Genomic DNA, 15,663 nt, shown 5'->3' with positions numbered 1-15,663 from the left:
GTCCAGAGGTGTTCATGTTTTTTTATAATTTAACAAGCACCCGAATAGCTGTGTTTTTGTTTGTGCTTGCGGTGTCGTTGGTGTACATGTGGCTCCCCCTTTTTGTTAATTTCGCTTTGTTGCCAAGTGAGTACTTTCTGAAGTTGGCGTTCATGACATTCTTCGCCATCGTCAGTGTTCTGGTAGGTTACAGTGTTCCTCTATTTGACTCGCGCTTCAGGCCTCATGCGATAAGAATCAGAATCCCACCAAATACTGTGCACTTTTTTGTTTGGTTCGTTTTTATCTTCTTTCTTTTCATTACCTTATATACAGCCCCAGCCATTCCCATTCTTTCGGCAATATCAGGGGCTGACACTGATGAACTGAGCGTTCAGCGAGGGGCCTTTTTGAAAGGCAGGGAAGGCGCAGAGGTCGCGCTGATATATGTCAGCACGATATTTGTCAGCGCATTTCTACCCTATAGTCTCGCAAGAATGTTTATCGATAAACATAAGTATCGCTATGTGTTTCTGCTGATTTTCTTTGGCTACTCGGTCAGTTTCTTACAAAAAGCACTTTTTTTGAATGCGCTTTTGCCATTGTTTTATATCGCGTCGCAACGCAAAAAAATCAGTTTTGCTACCGCAGTAATCCTCGTTGTCGCGTGCGCCGGGGTTTTATACCTTGTGACGTTGCTGGCCATGGGCGGTACCGCTGATTCTACCGCTGTCACACAAAGTGGTGGAGTTTCTGCCCCGGAGTTCTATAGCTCAAAGTATTTACCTTCGGGAGCAATTGATCACCTCGTATGGCGCATTGTTGCGGTTCCGATGTTCACTGCCGCAGATACTTTGGTGGTCTTGAAGCAACAGTTTGATGATCTTCCATTGCTGGGAGCTACAAGTACTTTCTTTTCTGCATTGTTTTCCCTAGATCGTGTCTACTTGGAAAAACTGGTTTTTGAATACGAATGGGGATGGAATGACACGGCAAATTCGAACGCCGTCTTCTTTACCGAGGGGTTTGCAAATTTTGGATGGCTTGGTGTCTGGCTTTATTCATTTTTTGTCGGCCAAACGTTTCGCTGGTTCAGAAAGTCAGAGGATGATGCATTCAAGGCTTTATGGCTGATCTATTTTCTGGGTTTGTTTACAGGTGGCTTGATTGGAACACTATTGAGTAACGGATATTTGCTCATGTTTTTTGCAAACTTCTTTTTAAGTGTTCGGGCTAAAACCACAGGCGAAAATAAACTCAATAGTGCGTATTGAAATATTCGATAATAGGAGCTCACATGAGTGACCTTAATGTTAGTGTAGTCGTTGCAGTTAAAAATGAAGAAAAATACGTCCAGTCTGCGATGCTCAGTATACTCAGGCAACAAGGTTTAAGTTTTGAGTTGATTGTGGTGGATGACGGCTCCACCGATGAAACTTATAATATTCTTCAAACGTTGGCTGCTGAGTATACAAATCTACGATTGTTGAAAAATCCTAAGTCAGGTAAGTGTTCTGCGTTTAATTTTGGCGTGCAACACGCGACGGGCAGATTTACTTGCATCTATGCAGGTGACGATCTCATGCCCGAGGGGAGTCTGGCCGCGCGCTTCTCCATGGTAGCCGGCTGCAGCGAGCACGAAGCAGTTGTCGGGCTTTGCAAGCTGATCACTCTTTCTGAAAATAAAAAATTTGATGGTCATCTTGTGCCCAAGCGCGCGGGCCAAGGCGGCTTGACGGGTGTCTCTTACATGATGAGCCGGCAGGTCGTTTCAAAGATCTTCCCAGTACCTGAGTCACTGCCGAATGAAGATACGTGGATGGAGTTGGCGGTCACTCATTTTGTCGATTGGACCGTGGTTCACTCGGACATTGTTGGTTGCATGTGGCGGGTTCATAGCGGGAACAGCATTAATATGCTAGTAGACTTCCCCACCTATAACAGGAAATTAACCCCAAGGATGGCTGCAATCGGTTTGTTTTACGACAGACACGCTTCAGAACTTTCAAACGCATCCAGGGACGAGCTATACCAAAAAGTCAGATGCGAATCGAGCCGTTCGAAGGGCGATATGCTAGGCATTCTGCTTTCGAACACCAGTTTGGTCAACAGACTGAGAGCACTATCGGCTTGCAACAGCTTCTTCTATAATCTTCGTAAAAAACTGTACGGTCTTCTCTCTGGCTGGTGAGAGCGGAATTCGTGGATGCTTAAGGTGCTTTATGAGTCTGAAGAAATACAACATTTGCCGCACATGCATTATGGATACCAGTGATCCTAACCTGACTTTTTCGCAAGATGGTCAATGCGAATATTGCTTGAATTTTGAGAATAATATCCGTCCGAATTGGGACACTGGATCAATCGGCGAAGCCGAGTTGATGAAAATTGCAGATAAAATTAGAAAAGAAGGTGAGGGTAAGGAGTTTGACTGCATCATCGGTCTAAGTGGTGGGCTTGACAGCTCTTATCTTGTATATGTCGCAAAAGAAAAAATGGGTCTCAGACCTCTGCTTTTTCACGTGGATGCTGGCTGGAATACTGATCAGGCCGTCGGGAATATCGAAAAGCTTGTTGATGGTCTGGGTTTGGACCTTTATACCGAAGTAATCAACTGGGAAGAGATGAAGAGTTTGCAGGTTGCGTTCTTGAAGTCTCAAGTTCCGGATCAGGACATTCCTCAAGACACGGCATTCTTTTCTGGCCTGTATAAGTTTGCTAAGGCTCATAAGATCAAGTATGTATTGACAGGGGGGAACTATTCAACCGAGTGCTGTCGTGAGCCCGAAGAGTGGGGCGCTTATCCAGGTATTGATAAGATACTTATTAATGACATACATAATAAATTCGGCTCGCGGAAACTGAAAAGTTTTCCGATTGTCGATGTGTTGTCCTACAAAATTTACTATCGCTACGTCTTGGGTATGCAAGTGGTTCGTCCTTTGAATTTGCTGCCTTATATAAAAAGTGAGGCTGAGGAGACCCTAGAACGGTTGTTCGGCTGGAAGCGCTTCCAACACAAACACCACGAATCGAGGTTCACCCGTTTTTACGAAGATTATTGGATGCCTCGAAAATTCGGATACGAAAAGCGTCGGGCGCATTTTTCGAGCCTCATCATGACCGGTCAATTAACACGTGACGCCGCGTTGGAACGTATTGCCAAGCCTGAACTGGATGAGAAATTTCTGCAATCCGAATTTGAATATGTGGCTCATAAATTAGACTTGACTGTCCCAGAGCTTCAGAGCATTTTTGAAGGTCATAACAAGACGTGTCTTGACTACAAAAACAAGCGCTTCCTCATCGGGATCGGCTCTCGGGTGCTAAGCGCACTTGGTTTGGAAAGAAGACTCTTCAGATGATCACAATCGTAGATTATGGTTTGGGAAATATTCAGGCGTTCGTCAATGTTTACCGGCGATTACATATTCCTGTGGCTGTAGCGAAATGTGCAGCCGAACTCGAAGCTGCCTCTAAGATAATCTTGCCCGGAGTCGGGGCATTTGACCATGCGATCGAACGTCTTGACGCGTCAGGCATGCGGCCAGTGTTGGATAACCTCGTAGTGGAATCGAAGATTCCTGTGCTGGGAATATGCGTCGGTATGCAGATTCTCTCCGACAGCAGTGAGGAAGGATCGCTGCCTGGTTTGGGTTGGGTCCCTGGGAAGGTTCGGTCGTTCAAAGCTGTTCCGGAGTTATCGGATTTGCCATTGCCTCATATGGGGTGGAATGATGTTTCGCCTTCATTGAATAATTCCCTTTTCAAGGGCTTCGAAGAAGAAGCTCGTTTCTACTTCCTTCACTCTTACTTTTTCGAATGCTTGAATTCTGAACACATCGCTGCATCTTCTAACTATGGATTGGATTTTAGCTGTGCTGTCCGTGCGGATAACGTGTATGGCGTCCAGTTTCATCCCGAAAAGAGCCACCACTTCGGGGTGGGCCTACTGAAAAATTTCGCGGAACTATGAAATGCTAAGACCACGAATTATTCCATGTCTTTTGATTCAAGATGGCGGGCTAGTTAAGACAGTGAAGTTTAAGGATCCCAAATATGTTGGTGATCCAATTAACGCCGTGAAAATCTTCAATGAGAAAGAAGCTGACGAACTGATTGTTATTGATATTGATGCTACGGTTAATAATGCTGAGCCTAATTACAAGCAAATAGCAAATCTGGCCGCTGAATGCCGAATGCCTCTTTGCTACGGTGGTGGTATACGTACGGCGAAACAGGCGAAAGAAATTATTGCGTTGGGCGTCGAAAAGGTCGCTATCAGTTCGGCTGCCCTGGATAACCCCGCGCTGATCACCCAAATCGCCGAAGAAATTGGGAGTCAAAGTGTTGTCGTCGTGCTCGATTATAAGTCTCGGATGCTGAGCAAGGCCTGCGATGTCTGGACGCATAATGGAACTCGTAATACCAAGCGGAACGTTCTTGATGTTGCCCTGGAAGTAGAGAAACTTGGCGCCGGTGAAATAGTTATAAATTCCATTGAAAACGACGGTCGAATGAAGGGCTATGATATCGATCTAGCCCAGAAGCTTCGTCAGACGGTCCACATACCCATTACGATTCTGGGCGGAGGTGGATCGCTTGGCGACATGCGCAATGTGGTCGATGCGTGTGGTGTAGTGGGGATTGCAGCCGGTAGTTTTTTCGTTTTCAAGGGGGCGTACCGTGCCGTTCTGATTAGCTACCCAAGTGCACAGCAAAAAGACGAGCTAATTTATTCAGCATTACGAACTAAGTAACATTGCCTGGTTCGCGGCAAGGGTAGGTCATTATGTTTAGTGGAAAAAAACTTCTTATCTCTGGTGGTACAGGTTCGTTCGGTAACGCAGTCTTGAAGCGTTTCCTCGACACCGATATTGCCGAAATTCGCATTTTCAGCCGTGACGAAAAGAAACAAGATGACATGCGCAAGCGGTACAGCAACCCGAAGCTGAAATTCTATATTGGTGATGTGCGCGATTACCAAAGCGTTTTGAATGCTACCCGCGGTGTTGACTATATTTTTCACGCTGCAGCGCTCAAGCAGGTTCCGTCCTGTGAGTTTCATCCGATGGAAGCCGTCAAGACTAATGTTATTGGGACCGATAACGTTCTTGAAGCCGCGATCCAGAACGAAGTCAAACGCGTTGTTTGTCTGAGTACCGATAAGGCTGTATATCCCATCAACGCCATGGGCATCTCCAAAGCCATGATGGAAAAAGTGATGGTAGCCAAGTCCCGCAATGTGGACGAGTCTAAGACCGTCATCTGTGGCACTCGCTACGGGAATGTCATGGCATCTCGTGGGTCTGTGATCCCTCTGTTCATTGAGCAGATTCGCGCAGGTAAATCCCTGTCAATTACTGATCCCAACATGACACGCTTCATGATGACGCTGGCGGATGCCGTTGATCTGGTTTTGTACGCTTTTGAGAATGGTAACAATGGTGACCTCTTTGTCCAGAAAGCCCCTGCTGCCACAGTAGAGACACTCGCCCGGGCGTTGACGGCGATGCTCGGACAACCCGAGCATCCCATCCAAATCATCGGAACACGTCACGGCGAAAAACTTTACGAGGCTTTACTAAGTCGTGAAGAGATGGCTTGTGCTGAAGACATGGGGGCCTACTTCCGTGTTCCTCCAGATTTGCGTGATTTGAATTACAGTAAATTTGTTGAGCAAGGTGAGGAAAAGATTTCCACTATGGAAGATTACAACTCCCACAATACCGAACGGCTTGACGTTGAGGGAATGCAAAATTTATTACTGAAATTAGATTTCATGCGCGCGATTCAGCGCGGTGAATTTGCGACACCCGAGGAATAAGGCATGAAAGTATTGATCACCGGTGCCAACGGATTCGTCGGTAAAAATCTACTCGCTCATCTAAATGAACGAAATGATGTTGAGGTGCGGAAGTTTTGTCGAGAAGACGACGTCTCCCAGTTACCGTCATTGGTATCAGAAGTGGATTTTATTTTCCATTTGGCCGGGGTCAATCGTCCTGAAAATGTCGAAGACTTTAAAGTTGGGAATACCGATCTGACGAAGACTTTGTGTTCTGCTGTCGCTAGAACAGGTCGAAACATCCCTTTGCTCTATACATCCTCTATACAAGCAGAATCGAACCATGCATATGGTTCCAGTAAACGAAATGCTGAGGAAGCGTTGTTGAGTCTTTCTGCCAAGAGTAATAGCCAAGTACATTTGTTCAGATTGCCTAATGTCTTTGGGAAATGGGCGCGACCTAATTATAATTCTGCTGTTGCGACATTCTGCCATAACATCGTTAACTGCCTACCTATAAGCATAAATGATGCAAATGCGAATATTCCCCTAGTTTATATTGATGATGTTATTAACTGCTTTATTTCTGTCATGGATGGAAAAGTATCTGGCGATCCCTTTGTTGTTGTCGAGCCACAGTTTTCAATTACAGTCGGCGAATTGGCTACACAGTTGCGTGCATTTAAGGAAAGTCGGCAATCGATGATTGCTGAGCGAGTAGGGACAGGTTTGGTTCGTGCTCTGTACTCCACCTACCTCAGCTATCTGCCTCCTAAGGATTTTACTTACGAGGTTCCAAAGTATGGAGACACACGTGGTGTCTTTGTGGAGATGCTCAAAACTAAAGATTCAGGTCAGTTTTCTTATTTCACTGCCCATCCGGGTATCACCCGCGGTGGCCATTACCATCACACGAAAACAGAGAAGTTTTTGGTAATTAAAGGGAATGCCTGTTTCCGCTTCCGTAACATCGTATCAGGGGAGTTCTACGAGCTTTTTACAAATGGGGATACGCCGGAAATTGTCGAAACTGTACCTGGCTGGACCCACGACATCACGAACATTGGCGAGAGTGAAATGATCGTGATGTTATGGGCGAACGAAATTTTCGATCGTGAGCTTCCAGATACTTACACGATGCCTGTGGGCACCCAAGCCTGATTGAATTAGGAATGAATATTGCAATGAAAAAGCTGAAAGTTGTAACTGTAGTAGGAACGCGCCCCGAGATTATTCGGTTGTCGCGCGTTATTACCACGCTGGATAAGTACTGCGATCATGTACTAGTCCATACAGGTCAAAATTATGACTATGAACTGAATGAAATTTTCTTTCAGGACCTTGGCATTCGTAAGCCTGATCATTTCCTGAGTGCGGCGGGTGGTAACGGCGCAGAAACGATCGGAAACGTCATTATTTCAGTGGACCGCGTGCTTGCCTCAGTGCAACCTGAAGCCCTACTTGTCCTAGGTGATACCAATAGCTGTATGGCGGTTATTCCTGCAAAACGTCGGAAGATCCCGACTTTCCACATGGAAGCAGGCAATCGTTGTTTTGATATGCGGGTCCCTGAGGAAATCAATCGTCGGATTGTAGATCACACGGCTGATATCAATCTTACCTACAGCACAATTGCGCGTGATTATTTACTCAATGAAGGTCTGCCTCCAGATAGGGTGATCAAAACGGGTAGCCCTATGTTTGAGGTCTTAAACCATTACCGCAATGGTATCGAAACATCTGACGTAGTACAGCGTCTGGGGCTTGAATCCGGGAAATTCTTTGTCGTTAGTGCGCACCGTGAAGAGAATATCGACTCTGATAAAAATTTTCTTAAATTGGTTGATGTTCTGAATACGGTAGCAACCACATTTGGTCATCCGGTCATTGTTTCTACTCACCCGCGCACACAGAAGCGAGTTGATGCTTTGGGTATTGTATTTCATGAAAATGTTAGGCTTTTAAAGCCTTTAGGATTCAAGGACTACAATAAACTTCAGCTTGAATCCAAGGCTGTGCTGTCTGATAGTGGAACTATAAATGAAGAATCTTCTATCCTTAATTTCCCAGCGTTGAACATCCGTGAAGCTCATGAACGGCCGGAGGGCATGGAAGAGGCTGCCGTGATGATGGTCGGGCTTGAAGTCGAGCGGGTTCTGCAAGGATTAATGATTTTGGAAACTCAAGCTTCAGGAACGGTGCGTTCGTTGCAACTTGTATCCGACTACAGCATGCCGAATGTATCTGAGAAAGTCGCGAGGATCGTACATAGTTATACTGACTACGTTAATCGTGTGGTCTGGAAGCGCTACTAATCTGAGTTGTGTTCATGTCTGAGAGTAAATTGAGGATTTTGGTAGTTACGCAATATTTTTGGCCTGAAAATATGCGTATCAACGATTTGGTTCGTGACTTTACCGAGAAAGGACATTCGGTCACTGTGTTGACTGGACTACCAAATTACCCTGAGGGTGAGGTATATAAGGAATACCTATCTGCGCCTGAGCGCTTTAGTGAGTATTCAGGCGCTGAAATCTTCAGGGTGCCTATGGCTGCGCGTGGGAAACGCAGTATTAGTTTAATGTTGAATTATCTAAGTTTTTTCACCAGTGCCTCCTCTATTGGGGCATATAAACTGCGCGGCAAGCAATTTGATGCGATATTTGTCTATGCTGTGTCCCCAATTATGGCTGCGATTCCAGCGCTGGTCATTGGACGGTTAAAGAAAGCCCCCGTGTTTGTTTGGGTGCTGGATTTATGGCCTGAGACACTTCGAGCTGTCGGCGTTATCAAACATCCAGCCTTGCTATCGATGGTCGGGAAAATGGTTTCCTGGATCTACAATCGTACAGACTACTTACTTTTGCAGTCGAACGGATTCTTCGATAATGTAAAAAGATACTGTACGCGAAACATTTCTCCTGAACGGTTGGTGTACTTTCCAAGCTGGGCTGAAGATGACTTTTCATCCCCATCATCGCAAGATTCTCGTTTACTCGAACGGGACGGTTCCGTATTCACCGTAGTATTTGCGGGCAACCTTGGCGAAGCTCAAGATCTCCCGGCTATACTGGATGCCGCCGAAAAATTGCAAGGCAAGGTGGCAGTCCGCTGGGTAATTGTCGGTGACGGTCGAATGAGTGAGTGGGTTGCTCAACAAGTTCAATCCAGGAGACTAAGTAACGTATTGTTATTGGGAAGGCACCCATTAGAAGAGATGCCAGCTTTGTTCGCGAATGCAGATGCTTTGCTCGTATCTCTGAAAACCAATGACGTTTTTGAAAAGACCATCCCCGGCAAAGTGCAAGCATATTTGGCTTCGGGTAGACCACTTCTGGGAATGATCAATGGCGAGGCTGCCAGAGTGATTACAGAGTCAGGCGCCGGTTTTACTTGTGCGTCCGGCGACGCCAGCGGCTTGGCTGATATCACGATGGCGCTAGCAAACACAGACGCGATGGGTCTGAAAGCAATGGGACAAGCGGGGCATCAGTACTACTTAAACTATTATTCTAAACCTATACTTTTGTCCCGGCTTGAACGTTTATTCCGTAACGCTACTCTACGCAAGGCTACCTGATAATGCAGCCGACAATACTACTTACTGGTGCAACAGGTTTCGTCGGTGGCGCCATTCTTAAACGTTTAAATTACGAGAATAAGTTTTCTGTCGTAGTTGCTGTTCGAGACGAGTCACGCGTGTGTGTTCCGAATGTTCCTAAAGTCCGCATCGAAACGTTCGATGGCATGACTAAGTGGGATGCACACTTGGCGGACTGCGGTGTTGTTATACATTCCGCAGCTCGAGTACATGTCATGCAAGACGTCGAAGTCGATCCGTTGGCTGCTTTTCGTAAAGTGAACGTTGACGGTACATTGAATCTTGCTAGGCAAGCGGCCGCTGCTGGTGTGCGAAGGTTCATATTTATCAGTTCCATCAAGGTCAACGGCGAAGGGACTGACGAAGGCTCCATGTTTAGTGCTGAAGACGTTCCGGCTCCTGTAGATCCCTATGGGGTATCGAAGATGGAAGCTGAGGAAGGGCTTCGCCAACTGGCCAAAGCAACAACTATGGAGATCGTCATTATTCGGCCGGTTCTGGTCTATGGACCAGGTGTTAAAGCTAATTTTCTGAGCATGATGCGTTGGCTGGATCGGGGCATTCCTCTTCCTTTCGGAGCGATTCATAACAGTCGCAGTCTCGTGGCACTGGGCAACCTTGTCGACCTGATCCTTACCTGTATCGATCATCCCGCTGCGGCTAACCAGACATTTTTAGTAAGTGATGGAGAGGATTTGTCCACTACCGTATTGTTGAGCAAGATGGCTAAAGCACTCAACAAGCCGGCTAGGCTTGTTCCAGTCCCTGCCTGGGTGCTTCGGAGTGGTGCAGCACTTTTAGGTAAAAAGGCGCTTTCCCAGCGCCTTTGCGGTTCATTGCGAGTCGATATCAGCAAAACACGAGACCTTCTAGGCTGGGCGCCCCCACTCAGTGTGGATGAGGCGCTGGCGATCACTGCAATGCATTTTCGGGAACATCAATAACAATGGTTTATTTGTGGCTGGTACCGGTAGTTACCGTTATTTCTTTTTTGTTAACTGCTGCTCTGCGACGATATGCATTGGCTCGAAGTATTATCGATATTCCCAATGCGCGAAGCTCCCATACTATTCCAACTCCGCGAGGGGGAGGGGTGGCAATTGTGCTGACTTTTTTGGCCTCGATTCCAGTTTTTGGTAGTTTTGAGATGGTTCCCTGGCAGCAGCTGATCGCCGTAGGCGGTGCTGGCGCTGCGGTAGCCGTAATTGGGTTTATGGATGATCATGGTCACATTGCTGCCCGCTGGCGTCTGTTGGGGCATTTTGGGGCCGGAGTTTGGGCTCTCGCTTGGTTGGGCGGGCTTCCCCCCATCACGTTGTTTGGTACTCACCTGAATCTATACTGGGTTGGTCACTTCCTGGCTGCTGTTTACTTAGTTTGGTTGCTGAATCTATACAATTTTATGGATGGAATTGATGGCATCGCTAGTGTTGAAGCGCTAAGCGCTTGCCTTGGTGCTTGCTTGCTTTACTGGCTCATTGACGCACAAGAACTCATTTGGGGGCCGGCAATGCTGGCTGCGGCGGTTGTCGGTTTCCTGTGCTGGAATTTTCCCCCTGCGCGAATATTTATGGGGGATGCGGGAAGCGGTTTTCTAGGAATAACCTTAGGTGTAATGTCTCTACAGGCGGCTTGGATCTCCCCTAAATTGATGTGGGCGTGGGTAATTCTGCTGGGTGTGTTCATTGTCGATGCGACATTTACCTTGATACGCAGGCTTCTACGCGGCGATAAAGTGTATGAAGCTCATCGTAGCCATGCCTATCAGTTTGCATCCCGTCGGTTCGGCAAGCATCTACCCGTAACGCTGGCTGTAGGTGCAATCAACCTATTTTGGTTGTTGCCTGTTGCCTTCGCAGTGACCCGACTCGGGCTCGATGGGGCCTGGGGTGTGCTTATCTCGTACGTTCCGCTGATCATTCTTGCCTTCAAATTCCATGCTGGAAAACTCGAAACTCCCTAGGATTTCTGACCTGGGTAGGCGTCGTATTTAGACAGTGCCGGTTTCGAGCGAATATGTACAATGATCGAGTGATATCAGTTTAGGAGCGGTAAAGGTGTTTGAAGCGTTTATGGATCGACTACGCGCGGTGTTGTTGGGGCTCCCGCGTCGTCACAAACGGCTGATTCAGGTGCTAGCTGATGTAGGTCTGGTTTGGATGGCGTTGTGGTTGGCATTTGTTGTGCGTCTCGGGATCGATGAAATGATCAATCCCTTCACCACTCACGTCTGGCTTTTCGTCAGCGCGCCTCTCGTAGCGATTCCGCTCTTCATTCGATTTGGCATGTATCGCGCAGTCATGCGCTATTTCGGCAATGACGCACTAATTGCCATCATCAAGGCAGTGAGTCTGTCTTCATTGATCCTTGGTTTTATTGTCTATTGGTATAGCAATCATCAAAATGTAGTGCCGCGGTCCATCATATTCAATTACTGGTGGTTAAGCATGGTGATGATCGGGGGGCTTCGCCTTGCGATGCGTCAGTACTTCCTCGGTGATTGGTTTTCCGCCGCTCAACATGTTCCATTCGCTAACCGTGACGATGGGTTACCTAGAGTTGCGGTCTACGGCGCTGGTGCAGCGGGTAATCAACTAGTAGCTGCGCTGAGAATGGGGCGCGCCATGCGCCCAGTCGCCTTCATTGATGATGATGACAGTATTTCTAACAGGGTTATCTCAGGCCTTCAGGTTTATAAGCCACGTCATATCGAGCAAATGATTCACGCTACAGGTGCTCAGGAGATACTGCTCGCCATTCCTTCGACCTCTCGGGGACGACGCCGCGAAATTCTCGGTTTCCTTGAAAACTATCCATTACATGTACGCAGCGTGCCGGGATTCATGGATCTGGCGAGTGGCAGAGTGAAGGTGGATGATATTCAGGAGGTAGACATTGCCGATCTCCTAGGACGCGATGCTGTGCCCGCACAAGATGATTTGTTGGAGCACTGCATTCTGGAGAAAGCCGTTCTTGTAACTGGCGCGGGTGGCTCAATCGGTTCGGAGCTGTGCAGACAGATCCTTACACAGTCACCCACCACACTGATTCTATTCGATCATAGTGAGTTTAATCTTTACTGCATCCTGGCAGAGCTCGAACAACGTATAAATCGTGAGTCATTATCGGTGAAACTCCTACCTATATTGGGATCTGTGCGTAATCAAGCCCAGTTGGTGGAGGTGATGAAAACTTGGAAAGTTGATACTGTCTACCACGCAGCCGCTTATAAGCACGTGCCTATGGTTGAGCATAATATTGCCGAAGGTGTGTTGAATAACGTGATGGGTACTCTTAATACTGCGCAAGCCGCTTTACAGGTAGGGGTTTCTAATTTTGTACTAATCTCAACCGATAAAGCAGTGCGGCCTACAAATGTTATGGGTAGTACCAAGCGTCTTGCAGAACTGACTCTTCAGGCACTGAGTCGTGAAATAGCACCCGTTTTGCTTGGTGATTACTCTAAGATATCTCGTGTTAATAAAACGCGCTTTACAATGGTCAGGTTTGGGAATGTTTTGGGTTCGTCTGGATCGGTAATTCCACTTTTTCACAAGCAAATAAAATCAGGCGGGCCGTTAACGGTTACCCATCCTAAAATTACGCGTTATTTCATGACTATTCCAGAAGCAGCTCAGTTAGTGATACAAGCCGGTTCGATGGGGCTGGGGGGTGATGTCTTTGTTTTGGATATGGGTGAACCTGTAAAAATTGTCGAACTTGCAGAAAAAATGATTCACCTCTCGGGATTAAGTGTTCGCTCAGATAAAAATCCGAACGGCGATATTGCCATAGAGTTTACGGGCCTGCGCCCAGGTGAAAAGCTCTACGAAGAGCTTCTTATAGGTGATAACGTAGCCGCGACTAAACATCCCATGATTATGAGCGCGAATGAGGACTACTTGTCTTGGGACGTATTGAAAGAGAAGCTTACCGAGTTGCTGCTTGCGGTAGAACATGATGATTATTCGCGGGTGCGGCAACTTTTGCGTGATACCGTTAGTGGCTACACGCCAGATGGTGAAATTGTAGACTGGATATATCAACAGCAAAGGCTTGAACCTTGACTGCTGATCTATAATTTGTATGGAAAGACGTCCGCAACCGCGCGGACGTTTTTATTATGAAATTCTTGTGGTTTTTGCGTTAAGTGCCGGTAATCGTTTATATAGCATAAAATATGACGGCTCTTGTTAAGCGATTGCTGTAGTAATGTCGAAGTAAAAAGTTAAGGGCTAAGGTTGTAATGAGCATTCAAAGCGATACCTCTGATTTGACTAAGGATAATTCTCTGAAGGTTAGGTTTTCGCATGCGGCTGAATGGTGCCTAGCTCTACTCTCTGCTATTGGATCTATAGCGGTACTTGTTTGGTTGCTATTCTACAGTTCTTATGGCTTTGAATTTACTGACGAGGGTTTTTACTTAAATTGGGTGGCATCCCCAAAATTGTATGATTCGTCTCTGACGCAGTTTGGCTATATCTACTATCCGTTGAATCTGCTTGTAGGAGGGGATGTTGCATGGCTGAGAAGAGCGAATGTGCTGCTTACATTTTCCCTAAGTTGGTTTCTGGTCGACACCATCATTAGAGGTTTGTTCCCTTCGGACATTAAATCGAAAGTAAATCGACATATAGTGTCTTTTGGTTTTGCAAGTGGAGGTGTCAGCTTTTTTAGCTTTTGGCTTCTGTCACCGAGCTACAATAGCTTAAATTTTCAAGCGCTCCTAATCATCGCTGCCGGATTGTGTTTGACTGAGCTAAAAAAAGAGCGTTCATTCGGTTGGGTCTTAATTGCTGTTGGTGGCTGGTTGGCTTTCATGGCAAAGCCTAGTAGTGCTGCTTTAGTTGGAGCCTGTGTTTTCTTTTGTTTGCTGATTACGAGGAAAGTTAATATTCGTATGATGCTGCTTTCGGCAATGTTGGTGGTTTTTTTATTGATTTTTAGTTCGATAATAATTGACGGGTCAATATCGGGGTTTGTACTAAGGCTGCAAACAGCGATGACTTTCGCCGAATCTCTAGGTGGCGGTCATACACTAGTGCAGTTGTTGCGATTTGATGATTTTTTATTAGGTTCAGATGAGGTGGAAAATTTTCGAGTCGTGCTCATTGTATGTCTCGTTGTTCCGATTTTTTTATATATTAATAATCTTTTAACCCGTACGTTAGGGCTTTTACTTTCAGGTGCTTTGCTGCTTGTTGTTATTTTATTCATTACGGGTAAATGCCACTTAAATCTTAAGCCTAGCAGTTTTCAAGGACTTTTAATCCTGGTGGTCCCAACTGCAATGCTATTGCTTAGCTGCTTTTTTTACAGTCGTCGTTTTATCTCGAAATTTTCTCTATCGCATATCTTTATGGCGTTATCGTTTGCAGTATTTCCACATATTTACGCCTTTGGCAGTAATAATAACTATTGGGCAGTAGGGAGTTTGGTTGGTTTTTTTTGGTTGGTGGCTGGATTGGTACTTTTTGTCCCATCGCTACGTGGTGAGAGGTCATCCTTCATTCTATTTCCACTGGTGTTGATCACCCAGGTGGTCGTAGTAATATTGGTTCACTCGGGTATGACATTGCCTTATAGGCAGCCGCAACCATTAGTATTAAACGTTCAGCCGGTGGAATTAGGCCGGAGTGGTTCTCGGCTCTGGCTTTCTGAGGGGTATGCTAACTACTTGACAGATGCCATAACGAAAGCGCGAAAAGCTGGCTTTCATTCAGGCACACCGATCATAGATTTAAGCGGCCAGTCCCCAGGGCTGCTTTACGCGCTCGGCGCCAACAGTATCGGCCGGGCGTGGATGATTGGAGGTTATCCGGGCAGTTTCAAGTTGGCTACTGAAGTGTTGAAGAGGGTTCCATGCGAACAACTGATTTCAGCATGGCTTTTAGTCGAGCCAGGAGGTCCTAGGAGTATTTCTGATAGCCTCATTGGTACATTCGGAGCGGATCTCAAGGATTATGATGTGGTTGCATCCTGGAATACCCCTAAAGGAGCAGGCGGGTTTGAAGAGCGGCCTATCCAACAGCTACTAAAACCGAATTATTCTGTTGATCTGCCTGCAGATAAATGTATCCAAACAAGAGCTCACTAGCAGCGACACTGCTTTTGCGTGTGTGGGAATAATCTGATATCAACAGCTAGCGAGGAGTAGAATTAGTTCACACTCCGTAACGCATGTATTTTTGACACTTCCCAGATATCGCCTAAATTCGAGAGGCAGCTTCGGAAAAGCTGCTTTCTCAATCGATGTCATGGAGTTCCACTATGCGTAAAGGCTATCTCTCTTCCC

Annotated in this window: 13 protein-coding genes; all 13 read left to right on the top strand. The window is 46.4% G+C overall.

All coding sequences use genetic code 11. The features are described from left to right. The first annotated feature begins 14 nt into the window (after positions 1–14). The 13 genes from K9857_RS13965 to K9857_RS13905 all read left to right on the top strand — a co-directional run bounded on the left by K9857_RS13965 (position 15) and on the right by K9857_RS13905 (position 15,465). Positions 15–1,253 carry a hypothetical protein gene (locus tag K9857_RS13965; protein WP_224536667.1) on the top strand — a complete coding sequence of 413 codons (1,239 nt, stop codon included), beginning with the start codon at positions 15–17 and terminating at the stop codon, positions 1,251–1,253. A 23-nt stretch (positions 1,254–1,276) separates the two neighbouring features. Continuing rightward, a complete protein-coding gene (locus K9857_RS13960) occupies positions 1,277–2,170 on the top strand; it encodes a glycosyltransferase family 2 protein (protein ID WP_224536665.1) in 894 nt (297 codons plus the stop codon). Between the two features lie 31 nt (positions 2,171–2,201). Further along, entirely contained in the window at positions 2,202–3,344 is a 1,143-nt protein-coding gene (locus K9857_RS13955; RefSeq protein ID WP_224536663.1) for an N-acetyl sugar amidotransferase, read from the top strand. Next, positions 3,341–3,955, top strand: coding sequence for an imidazole glycerol phosphate synthase subunit HisH (hisH, locus tag K9857_RS13950; protein WP_224536661.1), 615 nt, complete (start codon positions 3,341–3,343; stop codon positions 3,953–3,955). Before K9857_RS13955 ends, hisH begins: the two co-directional genes overlap by 4 nt. Before the next feature lies 1 nt (position 3,956). Next, positions 3,957–4,739, top strand: coding sequence for an AglZ/HisF2 family acetamidino modification protein (locus K9857_RS13945; protein WP_224536659.1), 783 nt, complete (start codon positions 3,957–3,959; stop codon positions 4,737–4,739). 32 nt (positions 4,740–4,771) lie between these two features. After that, positions 4,772–5,806 carry a polysaccharide biosynthesis protein gene (locus tag K9857_RS13940; protein ID WP_224536657.1) on the top strand — a complete coding sequence of 345 codons (1,035 nt, stop codon included), beginning with the start codon at positions 4,772–4,774 and terminating at the stop codon, positions 5,804–5,806. A 3-nt stretch (positions 5,807–5,809) separates the two neighbouring features. Further along, the gene (wbjC, locus tag K9857_RS13935) at positions 5,810–6,928 is read left to right on the top strand and encodes a UDP-2-acetamido-2,6-beta-L-arabino-hexul-4-ose reductase (RefSeq protein ID WP_224536655.1); all 1,119 of its coding nucleotides are present in this window, start codon (positions 5,810–5,812) and stop codon (positions 6,926–6,928) included. A gap of 23 nt (positions 6,929–6,951) precedes the next feature. Next, positions 6,952–8,082, top strand: a complete 1,131-nt coding sequence (gene wecB / locus K9857_RS13930) for a non-hydrolyzing UDP-N-acetylglucosamine 2-epimerase (RefSeq protein WP_224536653.1) — start codon at positions 6,952–6,954, stop codon at positions 8,080–8,082. A gap of 14 nt (positions 8,083–8,096) precedes the next feature. Further along, a complete protein-coding gene (locus K9857_RS13925) occupies positions 8,097–9,347 on the top strand; it encodes a glycosyltransferase family 4 protein (RefSeq protein WP_224536651.1) in 1,251 nt (416 codons plus the stop codon). Positions 9,348–9,349: 2 nt separating this feature from the next. Beyond that, complete coding sequence (locus K9857_RS13920) at positions 9,350–10,312, top strand: UDP-glucose 4-epimerase family protein (RefSeq protein ID WP_224536649.1); 963 nt, start codon at positions 9,350–9,352, stop codon at positions 10,310–10,312. Positions 10,313–10,314: 2 nt separating this feature from the next. Then, entirely contained in the window at positions 10,315–11,331 is a 1,017-nt protein-coding gene (locus tag K9857_RS13915) for an MraY family glycosyltransferase (protein ID WP_224536648.1), read from the top strand. Positions 11,332–11,440: 109 nt separating this feature from the next. Beyond that, positions 11,441–13,435, top strand: a complete 1,995-nt coding sequence (locus K9857_RS13910; RefSeq protein ID WP_224536708.1) for a polysaccharide biosynthesis protein — start codon at positions 11,441–11,443, stop codon at positions 13,433–13,435. A 179-nt stretch (positions 13,436–13,614) separates the two neighbouring features. Next, positions 13,615–15,465 carry a hypothetical protein gene (locus tag K9857_RS13905; protein ID WP_224536646.1) on the top strand — a complete coding sequence of 617 codons (1,851 nt, stop codon included), beginning with the start codon at positions 13,615–13,617 and terminating at the stop codon, positions 15,463–15,465. Positions 15,466–15,663 lie beyond the last annotated feature (198 nt).

The organism is Pseudomonas sp. REP124 (assembly GCF_020164475.1).
Lineage (GTDB): Bacteria > Pseudomonadota > Gammaproteobacteria > Pseudomonadales > Pseudomonadaceae > Aquipseudomonas.
The sequence above is the reverse complement of the archived record's forward strand: the minus strand, read 5'-3'. Positions and strand labels throughout refer to the sequence as shown.

Bases quoted from the DNA above. Each gene is read 5' to 3' on its own strand.
- K9857_RS13945 (WP_224536659.1), top strand. From the start codon at position 3,957: ATGCTAAGACCACGAATTATTCCATGTCTTTTGATTCAAGATGGCGGG.
- wecB (WP_224536653.1), top strand. From the start codon at position 6,952: ATGAAAAAGCTGAAAGTTGTAACTGTAGTAGGAACGCGCCCCGAGATT.
- K9857_RS13920 (WP_224536649.1), top strand. From the start codon at position 9,350: ATGCAGCCGACAATACTACTTACTGGTGCAACAGGTTTCGTCGGTGGC.
- hisH (WP_224536661.1), top strand. From the start codon at position 3,341: ATGATCACAATCGTAGATTATGGTTTGGGAAATATTCAGGCGTTCGTC.
- K9857_RS13965 (WP_224536667.1), top strand. From the start codon at position 15: ATGTTTTTTTATAATTTAACAAGCACCCGAATAGCTGTGTTTTTGTTT.
- K9857_RS13960 (WP_224536665.1), top strand. From the start codon at position 1,277: ATGAGTGACCTTAATGTTAGTGTAGTCGTTGCAGTTAAAAATGAAGAA.
- wbjC (WP_224536655.1), top strand. From the start codon at position 5,810: ATGAAAGTATTGATCACCGGTGCCAACGGATTCGTCGGTAAAAATCTA.
- K9857_RS13910 (WP_224536708.1), top strand. From the start codon at position 11,441: ATGGATCGACTACGCGCGGTGTTGTTGGGGCTCCCGCGTCGTCACAAA.
- K9857_RS13940 (WP_224536657.1), top strand. From the start codon at position 4,772: ATGTTTAGTGGAAAAAAACTTCTTATCTCTGGTGGTACAGGTTCGTTC.
- K9857_RS13925 (WP_224536651.1), top strand. From the start codon at position 8,097: ATGTCTGAGAGTAAATTGAGGATTTTGGTAGTTACGCAATATTTTTGG.
- K9857_RS13905 (WP_224536646.1), top strand. From the start codon at position 13,615: ATGAGCATTCAAAGCGATACCTCTGATTTGACTAAGGATAATTCTCTG.
- K9857_RS13915 (WP_224536648.1), top strand. From the start codon at position 10,315: ATGGTTTATTTGTGGCTGGTACCGGTAGTTACCGTTATTTCTTTTTTG.
- K9857_RS13955 (WP_224536663.1), top strand. From the start codon at position 2,202: ATGAGTCTGAAGAAATACAACATTTGCCGCACATGCATTATGGATACC.